The following is a 16,611-nucleotide window of genomic DNA, read 5'->3' on the forward strand; positions in this document are numbered from 1 at the left end:
ACAATATATAAACAAATATGTAAATTTGACTATGGCAGATATAAAAATACCAACTTCTTTCAATATAGATCTCGAATTTGAATCAGCAGATATCGTGAAACGTTTTTTAGCATGGCTGATTGATTTTGCCATACGCGCCTGCTATATCCTGTTGGCTTATTCAGTGCTCACCTCTTTCCGGATGGATATGGATGCCCATTTGGTAATTTACATAATCCTGGTTTTTATACCCGTCACGTTTTATTTTCCTATCACAGAAATCAGTATGAACGGGTCTACACCGGGAAAAAAAATACTGCATATACAGGTGGTAAGTATGACGGGCAATGCGCCCAGTATTAGTCAGCACCTGATAAGATGGATATTCAGAATCATTGAAACGCCGTTATATTTCATGGCTCTTTTACCGGTGCTCATACCGTTGATCACGATTGTGCGCACACCGTATAATCAACGTTTAGGCGATTTAATAGCCGGCACCATTGTGATCAGTACCAAACGAAAAGGCAGTATAGAAGAAACCATCTTCCGGGACCTTTCCAATAGTGATTATAAACCTCAGTTTCCGCAGATCATGAAATTGTCTGACAGGGATATGAATAAAGTGAAGGAACTGCTGGATCGCGCGCTGATGGCGAAAGATGACGAACTGGCGGCCAGGGTGGCATACCGGGTAAAGGATGTGTTGCACATTGAATCAGATCTGCCACATACTTACTTCCTGGAAACGGTGCTCAACGACTACAATTATTACACTACCAGGAATAATTAAAAAAGGCGGCCTTCAACAGGCCGCCTTTTTTTTATCTTGATAGCTGCATCAGATAGATTTACCTATCGAATTCAGGTCATCGTTTACGTGATTAAAACGGGTTGGATCACCAGCCGGGCCTTTGTACACAATAGTACGGTCAAATGCCAGGATAGGATAAAATACAATCCCCAGGAGAACCAGTCCTACAGTAAAGCCTTCAGTTTTTCCAAAGCTTTTGCTGAGCAGGTTAGTTATCCAGATACCCCAGATCGCGCCAATGTAAGGAATACACATCAGCAGCATCCACCACCATGGTTTACCAACAATGACAGTGAGGATGTAGAGGTTGTAAATTGGAATGATAGCTTTCCAGCCTTCCTGGCCTGCTTTCTCAAATATCTTCCAGAGACTGACGAAAATGATGGCAATGAGAACTAAAGCGAAGACAAGAAATACGCCGCTAAATAGCACTGCGAAGGCACTGCCGCCTTCATAGGTGGTTGTTTGCATAAAATAGGTTTAAGTTGTTTTGAAGTTTCAAGTTTAACAATCTTTCTTTGGGGGATAACCCTGTTTACCAAATATATATATTTTCCCGCTATATACATACTCCTAACATTATTAACATTAAAAGAATGCGTATAAATACGGTTCCAAAAATAATTTCAACTTTTTTCTGCCTAATATTTGGAGATTCAACACATTATATTACCTTTGCAACCGGCAAGTCTTATACGACCAGCTCCTACTGAACTCCCCCAGGACAGGAATGTAGCAAGGGTAGGTGGTTGTAGCGGTGCGATATAAGTAACTTGCCTTTTTTTTTCTTTTTTTATTGTCATTAGTTGCTTGTCAATAGTATCTGGTTGCTATTTTCTCCACCTCTTTCACTAATGACAGCACCTTCCACAAACGGTTCATTTCCTGACAACTAATTTATATAGTATGAAATTCTTTATTGATACAGCTAATCTGGCGCAAATACAGGAAGCTCACGATCTCGGCGTTCTCGATGGTGTAACCACCAATCCATCTCTGATGGCTAAAGAAGGTATTAAAGGCGAAGCTGCTATTATTAAGCATTACGAAGACATCTGCGAAATCGTAGACGGTGATGTAAGTGCTGAAGTGCTCTCCACAGATTTCAAATCTATTATTGAAGAAGGTAAGAAACTGGCTGCTATTCACCCGAATATCGTGGTGAAAGTTCCAATGATAAAAGACGGTGTAAAAGCCATCAAATGGTTTACTGATAACGGTATCAGAACAAACTGTACCCTGGTATTTTCTGCAGGTCAGGCTATCCTGGCTGCTAAAGCAGGTGCAGCTTATGTATCTCCGTTCATTGGTCGTATTGACGATACCAACTGGGATGGTGTAGAACTGATCGCACAAATTGCACAGATCTACAGCTTACAGGGTTTCAAAACAGAAATTCTCGCAGCCTCTATCCGTAGTGCACTCCACATTGTGAAATGTGCAGAAGTAGGTGCTGACGTATGTACCTGCCCGTTAGATTCTATCCTGGGTCTGCTGAAACACCCATTAACGGATATCGGTCTGGCGAAGTTCCTGGAAGATGCCAAGAAAATGTAATCTTACGATATTTTTTTAGATGGTGTATCCCCGGTGCAGTAATTGCGCCGGGGATTTTTTTTGCCCTCATCCCGGGTTATATTTTACTGTCTGGAAGATGATAGTGTTTTGTTGGATAATTTATTTTAAATTCAAAGATAATATCCACGTACACCCAACACGCAATAAACAGAGAACCCAATGGGAAAATATATCCTTTCGCTGGACCAGGGCACCACCAGTTCCCGCGCTATTATTTTTGATCACGATGGCAGCATCAAAGCCGTTGCCCAGAAAGAATTCAAACAAATATTTCCACAACCGGGATGGGTGGAACACGATGCGATGGAAATATGGACTTCACAAGCCAGCGTAGCCGCTGAAGTCATACTGAAAGCAAGGGTTACCGGTGAAGATATCGCCGCCATTGGCATCACCAATCAACGCGAAACCACCATTGTTTGGGATAAAAAAACCGGCAAACCTATTCATAACGCCATCGTATGGCAGGATCGCCGCACTGCCGCCTATTGCGATTCATTAATCAAAGAAGGAAAAGAACAACTTATAAAAGATAAAACAGGCTTGCGCCTGGATGCTTACTTCTCCGGCACCAAAATTAAATGGCTGCTGGACAACATACCCGATGCCCGTAAAAGAGCAGAAAACGGCGAACTCGCATTTGGTACGGTAGACAGCTGGCTGGTATGGAATTTCTCCAATGGCAAACTCCACATTACCGATGTGAGTAATGCCTCCCGCACATTGTTGTTTAATATCCACGACATGAAATGGGATCCGGAATTATTAGCACTCTTTGATATTCCTGCTGCGATGTTGCCGGAAGTAAAACAATCCAGCGAAGTATACGGATACTCAGAAGCCAATCTCACCCCCTATCGCATTCCTATTGCCGGTATTGCCGGAGATCAGCAGGCGGCCCTGTTCGGACAGTTGTGCACACAACCCGGTATGATCAAAAATACCTATGGCACCGGTTGTTTTATGGTGTTGAATACCGGCGACAAACCCATTCCTTCCAAAAACAACCTGCTTACCACCGTTGCCTGGCAAATCAATGGTAAAACCAGCTATGCACTGGAAGGCAGCATCTTTATCGGTGGCGCCGTTGTACAATGGCTCCGCGATGGACTGGGCATTATCCGCCATTCTGCCGATGTGGAAAAACTGGCTGCCACCGTGCCTCACAGCGATGGTGTATACCTGGTACCTGCATTTGCCGGTTTGGGTGCACCTTACTGGAATCAACACGCGCGTGGCACCATGGTAGGACTCACCAGGGGCTCTACCGCTGCACACATTGCCCGCGCAGCATTGGATAGTATCGCCTTTCAAACTATGGATGTGCTGAAGGCTATGGAAGCAGATGCAGGCATGCCCATCACCGAAATACGCGTAGATGGCGGCGCTACCAAAAATAACCTGCTCATGCAATTCCAGGCAGATATCACCCATCTCCGTGTTGTACGCCCTGTTATTACCGAAACTACTGCCCTGGGCGCTGCTTACCTTGCAGGACTCGCTGTTGGCTACTGGGATAGCATTGAAACCATCGCGAAGCAATGGAAGATAGATGCCACCTTTGATGCTACTATGGAGGATGCTGAAAGCAAAAGATTATGCAGCGACTGGAAACGCGCCATCAGGGCAGCACAGGCCTGGACTGAAGAATAACATTTTTCCACGTTACTTAATACCTCGTTCAACTTATGTCACCTTATTTAGCAGAAGTTCTAGGAACCGCATTTATCATTGTACTGGGAGATGGTGTGGTAGCAAGCGTTATACTCAACAAATCCAAAGGTAACCAGGGTGGCTGGATGGTAATCACCATGGGCTGGGCAATGGCCGTATTTATTGGCGTATATGCTACAGCCAAATACAGTGGCGCCCACCTCAATCCGGCTGTTACATTTTCAGCAGCTTTGCAGGGAAAATTCCCCTGGGAAAAAGTACCCGGTTATGTAGCCGCTCAATTGGCCGGTGCCATGCTGGGCGCCCTGCTGGTATGGCTTTGCTACAAAAAACATTTCGATGAAACACCCGATGCCAATACCAAACTCGGCGTGTTCTGTACCATTCCGGCTATCCGAAACCCTAAATACAACTTCCTCACGGAATTTCTGGCCACCATGGTATTCATACTGGCCATCTGCTTCATTACCGGCCCTACTGTAGGTATAGGCTCCCTGGATGCACTACCGGTAGCCTTCGTGGTGCTCTCCATTGGCTTGTCGCTCGGTGGCCCTACCGGTTATGCTATCAACCCTGCCCGTGACCTGGGCCCCAGAATAATGCACTACCTCCTGCCTATTTCAGGAAAACGTGACAGCGACTGGGGTTACGCCTGGATCCCTATATTGGGACCGCTGGCAGGTGCTGCAGCAGCGGCTTTTATTTATAAATACTGCCTGCAATAGTTTTTTATCGTGGTCAGGATTATACTGATGTAGATGATTTTCCCGATTTTACTTTTTTGATTTTATAAAATGAAAAAGATTAGCGAAGATGGTGTGGATATCCACATCCATCTTCGCTAATCTTTTTTAATCCTGCATAAAATCGGGAAAATCATCTACATCAGTATAATCCTGGGCAAGACAAAAAAGAATAACTTTCATTTTTTTCTGAAAGTTTCGTAACTTTGAGAATATTTAACGATGGTACACCGTTTGCCCACAAGTTGCGGACCACCGGTTAAATACCATATCATCGTAATTATAAATTGACGAATTATGATTCAGCCCAACATACCGGACACAAAGCAACCGCGAATCGTTATTGTAGGCGGTGGATTCGGCGGCGTAAACTTGGCCAAACAGCTTAAACACGTACCTGTTCAGGTAGTGTTACTGGACAGAAATAACTACCACCTTTTTCAGCCCCTGCTATACCAGGTATCTACTGCCGGACTGGAACCAGATAGTATCGCTTTTCCATTACGCGGTATATTCCAGAAACAACAAAACCTGGTTTTCCGCATGGCAGAAGTAACCGGCTTACGCGCAGAAGAAAATATACTGGAAACAGGTATCGGTGAAATACACTACGATTACCTCGTTTTCGCTACCGGTAGCAATACCAACTTCTTTGGCAACAAGGATATAGAAGATAATGCGATTGGTATGAAATCGCTGATTGAAGCAGTACAGATCAGGAACTACGTTGTAAAACAATTTGAGGAAAGCCTGCTGCTGCAAAATCCGGAAGAAATCAAACCCAAACTCAATTTTGTAATGGTGGGTGGCGGTCCTACCGGTGTGGAACTGGCGGGCGCTTTTGCGGAACTACGCAAATACATTATGCCCAAAGACTACCCCACCTTGCCCCAGTCATTAATGAATGTATACCTCATTGAAGCAGGCCCTAAATTACTCGCTTCCTTCAGTGAAATAACATCTCAAAAAACGCTGGAAGCCTTACAGGACATAGGCGTACGTGTAATGACCAATACCGGCGTAAAAGAATATGACGGAAAAACGGTTACCCTCAGCACCGGAGAAGTGATACAAACACAATCTCTCCTTTGGTCTGCCGGCGTAAAAGGCATTCCTGTAAAAGGAATCCCTGCTGATATTATACTTCCCAACGGCCGGATAATTGTAAATGAACTGAACCAGGTAAAAGGCTTTACAAATGTGTACGCCATTGGCGACATTGCACAAATGACCAACGATCCCCGCTTCCCTAAAGGTTATCCGATGGTAGCGCAGGTGGCAATACAACAAGGTAAAAATGTAGCGAATAACTTACGGCTGTCTCTGAACCACAAACCCATGAAAGGCTTTAACTACAAGGATCTTGGCAGTATGGCCACCATTGGCCGCAACAGAGCCGTAGCCGAATTTGCCGGCATGCGCATGAGCGGTTACCTTGCCTGGATAGCATGGATGATAGTGCATCTCATGAGCCTATTGGGATTCAGAAATAAACTGGTGGTATTCATTAACTGGTTTTACCGCTACTTTACTTATGAAAGAGGTACCCGCATCATCATCAAACGCGGTGCTGCCAATATTGTAAAACTAAGACAGAGCATCAACTGATAATGATATAATAAAAAAGGGAGATGATATAATCATCTCCCTTTTTTATTATATCATTATCAGTACTATTTTCTGTTAAGAATAGAATTCAATGTGATAGAGGATACCAGTTCATCAGATCGGCCGCCCAATGCCCGGTAATACAACAGGATAGTATAATTATTCTCCGTTTCCCAGTAATTACCTTCTGTCAGCTCTGTACTGAATTTCGCATTGGGCTGTGTTTTATCTACCAATCCATAAATGTAATTATAGTAGCCCTGCTTTAGGAAAAGCGTACCCTCATAGGCCCGGCTGGCGCCATTATAAGTCAGCTTGCTGTTTTTATTACATTCGTAGTTGGTGAGCTCCCCGTATATATACATATCGTAGCCTGCATATGGCTCTGGTGCTACAAAGGAGAAATGCACGGACGCATAATCCCCCTCAAAATTAGGATCATAATCATCCAGTGTAGCTGGGTAATATTTACCGTTAATATCTTTAATAAACTGGTATACTTTATCTGCCCTTTCGTGATCAGGCACCGCGAATACATCGGTGCTGTTATTATGATACTCGGATCGCTGCACACGCTCCGTTTGCAAACGGAAACTGCGTAAATCTATCCACCGGAATTCCTTTCCTGCAGGCACCACACAATCCTGCTCCGCATTATACTTTAATACGTTGCCATTGATAAACTGAGGCTTGAGGGTAGTAAGCGCATTATCCCAACGATAGTTCTGCAATATCACCACCTTTATCTGATCAAATGGATTCTGAATATTTAAAGAGCCAGTATTTACTTCGAAATTGATCTTCTGATAAGTACGGAATAGCTTCGGCGCAATCGGACTTTGTATAAACCCCGATATACCGGCTTTATTTTCCACTACAAACATACGGCGGGTAAATGCCAGTTGAGAGGTATCGCTGTCCAGGTAAATCTTCAACAGGTAGTTGCCCGATTTCACCGGATAACTGTTGGTGCCTGGCAGCTGCACACTGTAGTGAGTATAGCGCGCCAGCGATACACTGGATAACTTATAGTTCAGTATTCTCGTTTCGGAGAAGCCCCGCATGTAATCAAACTGATTCACCGGTGCCGGTGTCCAATCTGCATTACAAAGCACAAAGGAATAATAATAGTTTTTTACATCATTATCCATGTCATCAAAAGATAGTTCCAGCTTTTCTCCCGTACCAATAGTATACATCGGCATACTAAGCGGATCACCGGACTGGCTGAATTTTACAGATCTGATGTTGTTGTAGTATACATGGTCCGGAGTAATAGCATCTACCTGTGCTGCTATGTTATTGCTGAACAAACAGGAAGCAATGGCTATTATGAAAAATGCTGCTGTACGCATACGAGGTAATTGATTATTTAAGGTACGACTATTAATGGAAAGCGAAAAGCTGAAGGCAAAAAGCAAAAAGCTATTGTAACGAATGATCTCAGCGAAGATAAAACAATTTAGGCCCTGCCATCGCCCGCTACAATAGCTTTTTGCTTTCTGCTTTACGCTTTCCGCTTTTCCCTATATATTTGTTCCATGCGTTTATCATTTTTTATTGCCAGAAGGATTGCTTTCAATAAGGGATCCACTTTCTCCAAGTTCATCATCAATATAGCAGTAGCCGCCACCGCGGTGAGCGTAGCGGTAATGATACTGGCAACAGCATTGGTAAACGGGTTCCAACAAGTGATCCAGGAAAAGATATTCAGCTTCTGGGGCCATATCCATGTCAACGAATACCAGCCCAATGCCGGACCACTGACAGAAGAAATTCCTTTCACTGGCAGAAACAGCCTGCTAGACAGTATTAAACTGGCGCCTGGCATTAAAACGATCAGCAATTACGCCACCAAGTCCGCTATCATCAAATCAGAAAAGGAAATAGACGGCGTCATTTTTAAAGGGGTAGATAAGGGCTACGACTGGCCACAGCTAAGGCGTTTCCTCCAATCGGGCAACCTCCTGCAGTTTAACGACTCTGCCTATTCACCCGAAATCATGATCTCTGAATACATGGCTACACAGCTCCAGCTGAAAGTAAATGACAAAGCCATTATCTATTTTATTCAGGGTGGCGGATTACCTCCCAGAGCCCGCAAGCTAACGGTGACGGGCATATTTAAAACAGGTATAGAAGAATACGATAAAACATATGTAATCGGTGATCTGAACCTGGTTCGTAAAATGAACGACTGGGAACCCACACAGGTAGGCGGTTACGAAATAACGCTCAACGATTACCGCAAGATGGATACCACCGCCAGGTATATGGACAGGAACCTGTTGTCAGACCAGCTGTTTACCCGCACCGTACGGGATATTTATCCCAACATCTTCGACTGGTTACAACTACAGAACCAGAACGAATTGATCATCATCATCATCATGACCATAGTGGCCATCATCAACATGATCACCGCCATACTCATCCTGATCCTGGAACGTACCAACATGATAGGCATTGCCAAAGCACTGGGAATGCGCAACTGGAATATTCAACAGGTGTTTGTTTTCCAGGCCGCTTATATCGTGATACTGGGTATCCTGATCGGCGATTTCTTTGGGTTGGGCATCGCTTTCCTCCAACAAAGCACCGGCATATTCAAATTACCGGAAGAATCGTACTATATGTCGGTAGCAGCCATCTCTATACATTGGGTAGATATCCTGCTGATTAACTTAGGCACCTTCCTGATTTGTACTTTGATATTGCTGCTCCCGTCTTTAATCATCAAGCGCATAACGCCGGTAAAAGCCATACAGTTTAAGTAGTTATTTCTTACGGGTACTTTTTACATAATCGCGCAGGTAACTGCATTGGCCATATACCTGGTGGTAAAAACTGGTTTGCACAAAACTACCTGTCAGTAAAGGGAAATAACGGTTATGTATCAACGCAGAAATATATTTATCGCTGTCCTCATTTTCAGCAGTATGCTTCTGTGAACAACGCGCCGCCATAAATGCACACCGGGCCCTGAACTCCTTGTCCGTACTGGCCTGCGCTGCTTTTAAGTAGTAGGTTTCTGCTCCATAGCAACCAAAATACTGTTTTTCAAACGGGTCTTTATCACACCTGGTCGTATACCACTGCGTAGAGGGACGGTAATCTTTCACGAAATACCATGTTCTTCCATAATAAGAGATGCTGAATAACGCCGACGCATAATCGTAATATACTTTGGGTGACACCGGTGCTGTTTTCATTTTTTCCTGCAACTGCACCATGCGATCACAAAACTGTTGTTGTGTAATGCCTTTAGTATAGCCCAGTTCAGCGGTATCTTCTCCAAAGTCCTGCAGTTGTTCCCGGAATACCTGGTAGGAAGTGGCCTGCGCTGCAGCCGGTATTTTTTTAAACCAGTCACGCGCATTGCTGAAATCATGCACCCGCACATAGCTTTCTCCAATGATCCTGTTCATATTCAGGTGCTTGGGGAAGAAACCCGCCAGGTAAGACTCATACGGCGTTTTCACTGGTTGATGCAGAAAATCATTCAGCCGGATCAGTTCCGCAGACTTCATATCATCACTCACCTGGGATATCGCAGTCTGACCAGAAACAAAATAATCGTTTATCTGCAACGAATCGCAGCGTCCCCTGATCAGTGCTTCTTTCAGCACGTCTCCCTGCTGATGATAGCGGGGAGCCAGGATGGCAAATAACAGGTTGCGATAGGTTTTCTTAAAAAAGTAAGTTTTGTCCGGCATACTCCACCAGTCGTCACGGTGATTTTTTTCCGGAGGTGTTTTAGCATCCAGCCATTTAAAAGAAGCCAGCAAACGTGATTCGAAGGCGCTATCTATTGTTTTCTGTTGGTTGATATTTACCAGCAGGTTAACAATTTCCCACTGATCTTTTACTTCTCCGTCTTTTGTTTTCACTTCTTCCAACCGGGTCTTTGCAGCCGGGTAGTCTTTACGGATATAGGAAATATAGGCAGATGAAACCCGCCACAGGTCCATATCTTTTAATTTACCCTTATTCACGAAGCTATCTATAACGGTTTGCAGCGCGCTTAACCGCGTGGTCATTTTCTTTTTTTCTTCCGTAGAGTAGTCATGCATGCTGATTAATCCAACTGACTGCCCTTCGCTCAGATACGGGCTGAAGTATGCATCTTCCAGCTTATTAATTTCCCTGGCCAGCAATATATTTAATGCAGGAGAAGCAGGATCAAAGCCGTATACATTGCGCAGGGCGGCAACATCCGGTTCAGAGTTGGCAAACCCGTAAATGGCGGCTACAATGGCCTTTTCGTGATTGTCTTTACACAACGGATACACCTGGTTATTGCTGGTGTTGGTCCACATTAAGCTGGTGAAACAGGAAGTGCGCAGGGACGGTGCTTTTTCAAATACGCGCGAAAATAAATACGCACTCTGCACAGAATCCTTTAAACGCAATAAGGCTCCCGCTTTCAGGGCCAACGCTTTGAAATAGACCAACGAGGAATTATCTTTCCCTTCAAAAAATTTATCGAAAGAAGTAATGGCATCCCGGTAATCTTTACGGTAATGCTGCAGGCGGATCAACTGAAAAGCATAACGTTCACGGATATCTTTATCCGCGGTTTTATTATACAATCCTTCACCTTCCGTATACAGATCTCCCAGCAAACCATTATTTCTGTCGGGCACAGACCATGGGTCAGCGTTGATAACAACCGGTTCGCAGGTTTTGGCAAATAATAAATAACGGGCAGCTTCCCGGTTTTTATCTTTCAATAAAAACTGCGCAAAAGAATTTTGTTTTACACTATCCGGTAACACATTACTACCGGTAGCAATCGCCGACAACTGCTCCAGCTTATAAGTATAAATACATTCCCGTATATCCTTCGCCGTTACCTTACTGCCAGTATAATTTTGCCAGTCGCCCACGTTAGCCGTTTCCTCAGAAGGCGTAGGATCACCATAAAAACTGCTCAGTGAAGTATAATAAAATGGTTCATATCCTCCTCCTTTTGAATAAGGACTGTAAAAGGAGATATAATAATCGTAAGGATCTGGCGAGGGGCCACACGATAAGGTGTAGATCACATTACCAAAGAAAACAGCGCAAAAGCTAATTAAAAAAACGAATAATTTTCTGTAGTTCATCCAATGGATAATTTTGAAGCGTCAGCGAATCAAGATGATAAAATATAATAACCGGATCTTTTGTGGGTAGCTGTTTTGCTACCAGCTTTGCGGAAGATTCCAGCGTTAAAGGATCGATAGTTTCCCGCCGGATAACATTTCCTTTCTTTAATGGATAGCCATTCAGTAGTGTATCCTGTTGTACGGTGTACAGATGGGGCGGACCTGGGGCAAAAAGGGCCGCATTTTGCAATTCCGTTTCTCCAACATTCCTTAAGATCCCTGCATACCCGATATCATTACGGAATAAAACACTCCATTCGAAAAGGGGTAACGCAATGTCCAAAGGTAAGGGATATCTGGCAACCCGATGCTCTCCCAGGTAAGACTCCATCACCTCCGGGTCCAGGATAGAATTATGTGCGCCCGGCTTACGGAGGTCGCCCATATTGTAACACATCAGCAGACCTTTGTCTACCGGTGGAATCCCTGTACGTACCGCATATTTCACCTGGTACATACGGATGGTGGCCGATATACACCGCTGCTGAAAGAAAGGTGTTTGTTTGATTTGTTTTATAAAGGAGAAGTAGGCATCCCGGCTGCGCTCTGTCCAGTCGCAATCCAGCTGTATCTCCGGGATATGCATGCCTGGTGTACGATCGCATAACTCCGCCATCAGTTTTGCTACTTTGCCGGCAAGTGCCGTATCCGGATGCGCCCATACTTCATTCATCAGGAATACCACCGGCACAATGTCCACATTGGCGGGCAAGGGAGCCGATTGTCTGAAAATGGCTACCGGTACAGGTGCTTTCGTCACCTCGTCTACGTCCACATCAAATAACTTAATGTATAAGCGCTTTGCCGGCAGCTGCTGCACATATCCCTGCTCTTTGACGTTCCCATTCCAGGTTTGTTTCCAGTAGTAAAAGGCAGGCGTTACCTTTCGCTGTACAGGATGATTACAGGCAGCAGTTAACACAAACAAACTTATAAACAGTATACGGGGTATCATGATATTTTAAATAAGCAACCTGCCACAGATAATTCCTGCTGCCACTGCAGCATTTAATGATTCGGCGCCACCGAGACGGGGAATGGTGATCCGGTGGGTAGCCAGTGCTATTACTTCTTCCGTTAACCCCCTTCCTTCATTACCAATCAGGATAATACCTTCTTTCATGGCCGGAAAATTGGCGATATTCTTACCCTGCAGGGTAGCTGCATAGGAAGAAAGTTTAGTTTGCTGCAACAACTCCTTTATATCGTATTCGGCTATACGTACCCGGATAATACTACCCATGGTAGCTTGTATGGTTTTAGGATTATATACATCCACACAATCCGGGGAACAAATAATCTGTGGTATACCAAACCAGTCGGCGATACGAATCAGCGTTCCCATATTACCAGGATCCTGTATGGCTTCCAGCGCCAGCGCTACAGTACCTGCTGCAGGAAGCGGATTGGCCACTGCCGGCATATCCAGCAAAGCCATTGCCCTGTTGGGCGTGGTGAGGGAAGACAATTGTTTCAGTACTGTTGCATCCACTTCTGCCACTGCACCCGCAGGCAACCTGTCCAGCAAGGCCGTATGCTGCTCCAGCCAATCGGCTGTTGCAAATACTCCTTTCACGGGCATGCCCGCCTGTAGCAGCTCCTGCACGATCTTGTCACCCTCTGCCACATACTGGCTGGATTTTTGCCTGTTTTTTTTGTGCTGTAATGATTGAATATATTTAATTTGCGCCTTTGACAACATGGGGCCAAACCTACACGATTTCTTTTAATCAGCCAAGAAGAGGCATGGTATCCGGTTCGTCAGGAATGGCTTTAAAAATTACTAATAACGTTTTCGCCCGTGATGCAGCTGCTTCCCAAATCCAGAATTTTACTGCTGAAACAATTGCTGCTATTGGCTGTCATATTCACGTTGGCGGCATGTTCCAACACTAAATACCTTCAAAAGGATCAAACATTATACACCAGCAGTAAAGTAGATGTACAGGGAGAAGTACTCAACTCCGAAAAACAGGATCTCCGTAGCTCCCTCTCTTCGAAATCGCTGATGACACAGCAACCCAACAAAAAATTACTGACCACCCGCATAAAAGTCTGGCTCTATAACCAGAAGTATAACGAGAAAAAATCAAACTGGTTCTGGAACCTGGTCCTGTCAAAACGGAACCTCGAAGAACCCGTAATATATGATTCCACCAAATCCAAAGAGTCGGTGGAACGCATGAGCAGCTACCTCCATAACCAGGGTTTCTTTTATGCTACGGTAAACTATGAGGCTAAAACCAAACGTAAGAAAACCAGTGTTACCTACCAGGTAAATACCGGCAAAAACTTCGTCATAGATAAAATTACCTACGTCATACCCGATACTGCGATTTTAAACATTGTAAAAGCCAATGAAAAATTATCCCTGGTACAAAAAGGCGTGGTATTTAAATCGGCGACCCTTGGCAGCGAAAGGGAAAGGTTAACCCGGCTGATCAAAGATGCCGGCTACTATCAGTTTAATCGCGATGCGATAGAATATAGTGTGGATACGTTGAATAAATCCCTGTTCCGCAACACCCTCAACCCTTTTGAAGGACTCGTGAATATCTTCAACGAAAACAAAGGACGGGATAAGCTGACCATGGACGTGGAAATCCATATCAAAAATCCGGAAGATAGTATCGGCACCTGGCAACCATATCATATCGGTAAGATTTATGCCTACCCCGACTTTTCACTGAATGGCAATCCAAACGACAGCACCCTGAAACATGATAACCGCAAGTATATCAACATTCGTTATCACCAGGAGATACTGAAGCCCAAAATTCTTTCTAAATCTATATTACTAAGACCGGGAGAAACTTATTCCCTGCAACAGTATACCAATACGGTCAATAAATTATACGACATCGGCATCTGGCAATTTGTTACACTCCAGTACAAAGAGCGGAAAGATTCTGTTAAAACACTGGATGCTTATGTGTTCCTGACACCACGCCGCAAACAGGAGCTGGGACTCAGCTTTGAGTTAAGTAACAGTTCCGACTATACGCTGGGATCCGGTATCACCCTGAACTACCGCCACATCAATCTGAATAATACCGCTACTCAACTGGGTATGAGCCTGAATACCGGTATTGAACTGATACGTCAGAAATCCGGATGGGACCTGCAATCCAAACAGTTTGGCGGAGAAATAGGCCTTACCTGGCCACGTTTTGCACTTCCATTTAATATCAAACAATCCGCCAGGTCCAATGTAAAAACCCGGTTAACACTGGGCGCTAATTACCTGTCACGTGTAGAAAAGTTTGATGTTACCAGTATCAATGCCTCGTACGGCTATGATTGGAACGAGTCACTGTATAAGCGCTGGATCATCCGCCCCATCACCCTGAACTATGTGGGAGTAAGCCTGGATCCTATATTCCGCGACAGTGTGGTCAATAAGAATCCTTACCTGAGGCGCAGTTTTGAACCGGCACTGATTGGTGGAGAAAGTGTTTCTTACATCTATAGTAACCAGGACTTGCTCCATCAGCGCCACTACAGCTACTTCCGGATAAACATAGAAGAGTCCGGACTTTGGCTGAGCGGCATCAACAGCCTGATGAACAGTGTCAGCGGACATAAAACCAACCTGGAAACACTGACCAATGTTAATATTTCCAATTTTGTAAAGATAGAAGCAGATTACCGTCACTACTGGAAACTGGGGCTGCACAGCGGTCTTGCTACCCGGGCTTATGCCGGTATAGGCATCCCGTACAGTTATTCACAGGTGTTACCTTATGTAAGACAGTTTACTTCCGGTGGCCCCAACAGTATCCGCGCCTGGCGCTTACGTACACTGGGCCCCGGCTCCTACAAGGATGACTCTCCCAGCTCACAAACATTCCCTGATCAAACTGGTGATATGAAGCTGGAAGGCAATATGGAATACCGTTTCGATCTGTTAAGAATGTTTGGAGGTACTATCAACCTCAAAGGAGCTACCTTCCTGGACATGGGTAATATCTGGATGATCCGGAGCGATCCCTCCAGACCCGGTTCCGAGTTCCAGTTCGGCCAGTTATATCATGATCTGGCGATAGGAACGGGCGCGGGTCTGCGGTTGGATTTCTCTTTCTTCCTCATCCGTCTGGATTGGGGTATCCCATTGAAAGTACCTTACTTTACCGGCAATAAAAATGGCTGGTATCTGAGCCAATGGGATTTGAAAGACGGTAGATGGCGGCGTGATAATATTATCTGGAATATCGCTATTGGTTATCCGTTTTAGGACCAGTGTTGGCTGCGATGAAATCAGCCATGTCAGTAGCATCCGACAATTTGAAATTACCGATACGTGTTCTGCAAAGACCGCTCAGATAAGCACCACAACCCAGTGTAGCACCATAGTCATTCGCCAGTGAACGTATATACGTACCTGTGCTGCACACTACCCTGAAATGTATTTCCGGTAAGTCAATTTTGGTGATCTCAAATTCCGAAATAGTTAATTTACGTGGTTCCACTTTTACATCTACCCCTTTCCTGGCCAGCAGATAAATAGGCTTACCATTTTGTTTAATGGCGGAGTGAATGGGAGGTAACTGCATGATTTCTCCGATAAAAGGCTGGGTGGCAGCCATTATAGCGGCTTCATCAAGATGACTGATGTCTTTAAAATTTTCAGGCTCGGATTCTTTGTCAAAAGTTGGAGTGGTCGCTCCTAATGTGAAAGTACCGGTATATTCCTTCTCCTGTGCCTGGTATTCATTAATTTTCTTTGTCATTTTCCCGGTGCAGCAAATCAGCAGTCCGGTAGCCAATGGGTCCAGCGTGCCGGCGTGACCTATTTTTGCTTTGGTGGTATTCCTTATCTTACGCACTACATCGAAGGAAGTCCATGTTAATGGCTTGTTGATCAATATCACGGCTCCTTCCTGGTAATTAATATTTTCGTTTGTTTGCATGGCGCAAAGATAATAAATAGCTTTTAGCCATTAGCTTTTAGCTTTTAGCAAATGCAGCGGAGATAAACATATATTATGTTCTCCGCTGCATTTGCTAAAAGCTAAAAGCTAATGGCTAAAAGCTAACGGCTTTTCATTAAATTCACGCAATTTTC

Annotated in this window: 13 protein-coding genes and 1 other RNA gene; 8 read left to right on the plus strand and 6 right to left on the minus strand. The window is 44.5% G+C overall.

The features are described from left to right. The first annotated feature begins 31 nt into the window (after positions 1-31). Complete coding sequence (locus AB4Z08_RS04465) at positions 32-772, plus strand: RDD family protein (RefSeq protein ID WP_441572554.1); 741 nt, start codon at positions 32-34, stop codon at positions 770-772. 48 nt (positions 773-820) lie between these two features. Here AB4Z08_RS04465 and AB4Z08_RS04470 read toward each other — a convergent pair whose 3' ends face one another. Then, positions 821-1,264 carry a DUF5684 domain-containing protein gene (locus AB4Z08_RS04470; protein WP_441572555.1) on the minus strand — a complete coding sequence of 148 codons (444 nt, stop codon included), beginning with the start codon at positions 1,262-1,264 and terminating at the stop codon, positions 821-823. Positions 1,265-1,475: 211 nt separating this feature from the next. Between AB4Z08_RS04470 and ffs the strand changes: the two genes are divergently transcribed. The 5 genes from ffs (at position 1,476) to AB4Z08_RS04495 (ending at position 6,396) form a co-directional block, all read left to right on the plus strand. After that, positions 1,476-1,575: signal recognition particle sRNA small type (gene ffs / locus AB4Z08_RS04475), an RNA gene on the plus strand. A gap of 124 nt (positions 1,576-1,699) precedes the next feature. Further along, positions 1,700-2,350 carry a fructose-6-phosphate aldolase gene (fsa, locus tag AB4Z08_RS04480; protein WP_441572556.1) on the plus strand — a complete coding sequence of 217 codons (651 nt, stop codon included), beginning with the start codon at positions 1,700-1,702 and terminating at the stop codon, positions 2,348-2,350. 180 nt (positions 2,351-2,530) lie between these two features. Continuing rightward, on the plus strand, positions 2,531-4,024 hold the full coding sequence (gene glpK, locus AB4Z08_RS04485; protein ID WP_441572557.1) for a glycerol kinase GlpK: 1,494 nt from the start codon (positions 2,531-2,533) through the stop codon (positions 4,022-4,024). A gap of 35 nt (positions 4,025-4,059) precedes the next feature. Then, a complete protein-coding gene (locus tag AB4Z08_RS04490) occupies positions 4,060-4,770 on the plus strand; it encodes an MIP/aquaporin family protein (RefSeq protein WP_441572558.1) in 711 nt (236 codons plus the stop codon). Positions 4,771-5,085: 315 nt separating this feature from the next. Beyond that, positions 5,086-6,396, plus strand: a complete 1,311-nt coding sequence (locus AB4Z08_RS04495; RefSeq protein ID WP_441572559.1) for an NAD(P)/FAD-dependent oxidoreductase — start codon at positions 5,086-5,088, stop codon at positions 6,394-6,396. Positions 6,397-6,461: 65 nt separating this feature from the next. Here the strand turns inward: AB4Z08_RS04495 and AB4Z08_RS04500 are convergent, their stop codons facing one another. Continuing rightward, positions 6,462-7,751 carry a DUF5103 domain-containing protein gene (locus tag AB4Z08_RS04500; protein WP_441572560.1) on the minus strand — a complete coding sequence of 430 codons (1,290 nt, stop codon included), beginning with the start codon at positions 7,749-7,751 and terminating at the stop codon, positions 6,462-6,464. Positions 7,752-7,937: 186 nt separating this feature from the next. Here AB4Z08_RS04500 and AB4Z08_RS04505 point away from each other — a divergent pair, with 186 nt between their 5' ends. Then, a complete protein-coding gene (locus AB4Z08_RS04505) occupies positions 7,938-9,173 on the plus strand; it encodes an ABC transporter permease (protein ID WP_441572561.1) in 1,236 nt (411 codons plus the stop codon). On the opposite strand, the gene AB4Z08_RS04510 is transcribed toward AB4Z08_RS04505, so the two are convergent. The 3 genes from AB4Z08_RS04510 to AB4Z08_RS04520 are packed head-to-tail and all read right to left on the minus strand — an operon-like array spanning position 9,174 to position 13,248. Next, entirely contained in the window at positions 9,174-11,504 is a 2,331-nt protein-coding gene (locus AB4Z08_RS04510; RefSeq protein ID WP_441572562.1) for a hypothetical protein, read from the minus strand. After that, positions 11,470-12,501 (minus strand): hypothetical protein, encoded by a 1,032-nt coding sequence (locus AB4Z08_RS04515; protein WP_441572563.1) that lies wholly within the window; start codon positions 12,499-12,501, stop codon positions 11,470-11,472. Before AB4Z08_RS04515 ends, AB4Z08_RS04510 begins: the two co-directional genes overlap by 35 nt. A 6-nt stretch (positions 12,502-12,507) precedes the next feature. Next, a complete protein-coding gene (locus tag AB4Z08_RS04520) occupies positions 12,508-13,248 on the minus strand; it encodes a TrmH family RNA methyltransferase (RefSeq protein ID WP_441572564.1) in 741 nt (246 codons plus the stop codon). 102 nt (positions 13,249-13,350) lie between these two features. On the opposite strand from AB4Z08_RS04520, the gene tamL reads away from it, so the two are divergent. Then, positions 13,351-15,780 carry a translocation and assembly module lipoprotein TamL gene (gene tamL, locus AB4Z08_RS04525; RefSeq protein WP_441572831.1) on the plus strand — a complete coding sequence of 810 codons (2,430 nt, stop codon included), beginning with the start codon at positions 13,351-13,353 and terminating at the stop codon, positions 15,778-15,780. On the opposite strand, the gene truB is transcribed toward tamL, so the two are convergent. Continuing rightward, complete coding sequence (truB, locus tag AB4Z08_RS04530) at positions 15,761-16,456, minus strand: tRNA pseudouridine(55) synthase TruB (protein WP_441572565.1); 696 nt, start codon at positions 16,454-16,456, stop codon at positions 15,761-15,763. The two genes, tamL and truB, sit on opposite strands and share 20 nt — an antisense overlap. Positions 16,457-16,611 lie beyond the last annotated feature (155 nt).

Source organism: Chitinophaga sp. RAB17, from assembly GCF_052114225.1.
Taxonomy (GTDB): domain Bacteria; phylum Bacteroidota; class Bacteroidia; order Chitinophagales; family Chitinophagaceae; genus Chitinophaga.

Bases quoted from the DNA above. Each gene is read 5' to 3' on its own strand.
- AB4Z08_RS04465 (WP_441572554.1), top strand. From the start codon at position 32: ATGGCAGATATAAAAATACCAACTTCTTTCAATATAGATCTCGAATTT.
- AB4Z08_RS04470 (WP_441572555.1), bottom strand. From the start codon at position 1,264: ATGCAAACAACCACCTATGAAGGCGGCAGTGCCTTCGCAGTGCTATTT.
- fsa (WP_441572556.1), top strand. From the start codon at position 1,700: ATGAAATTCTTTATTGATACAGCTAATCTGGCGCAAATACAGGAAGCT.
- glpK (WP_441572557.1), top strand. From the start codon at position 2,531: ATGGGAAAATATATCCTTTCGCTGGACCAGGGCACCACCAGTTCCCGC.
- AB4Z08_RS04490 (WP_441572558.1), top strand. From the start codon at position 4,060: ATGTCACCTTATTTAGCAGAAGTTCTAGGAACCGCATTTATCATTGTA.
- AB4Z08_RS04495 (WP_441572559.1), top strand. From the start codon at position 5,086: ATGATTCAGCCCAACATACCGGACACAAAGCAACCGCGAATCGTTATT.
- AB4Z08_RS04500 (WP_441572560.1), bottom strand. From the start codon at position 7,751: ATGCGTACAGCAGCATTTTTCATAATAGCCATTGCTTCCTGTTTGTTC.
- AB4Z08_RS04505 (WP_441572561.1), top strand. From the start codon at position 7,938: ATGCGTTTATCATTTTTTATTGCCAGAAGGATTGCTTTCAATAAGGGA.
- AB4Z08_RS04510 (WP_441572562.1), bottom strand. From the start codon at position 11,504: ATGAACTACAGAAAATTATTCGTTTTTTTAATTAGCTTTTGCGCTGTT.
- AB4Z08_RS04515 (WP_441572563.1), bottom strand. From the start codon at position 12,501: ATGATACCCCGTATACTGTTTATAAGTTTGTTTGTGTTAACTGCTGCC.
- AB4Z08_RS04520 (WP_441572564.1), bottom strand. From the start codon at position 13,248: ATGTTGTCAAAGGCGCAAATTAAATATATTCAATCATTACAGCACAAA.
- tamL (WP_441572831.1), top strand. From the start codon at position 13,351: ATGCAGCTGCTTCCCAAATCCAGAATTTTACTGCTGAAACAATTGCTG.
- truB (WP_441572565.1), bottom strand. From the start codon at position 16,456: ATGCAAACAAACGAAAATATTAATTACCAGGAAGGAGCCGTGATATTG.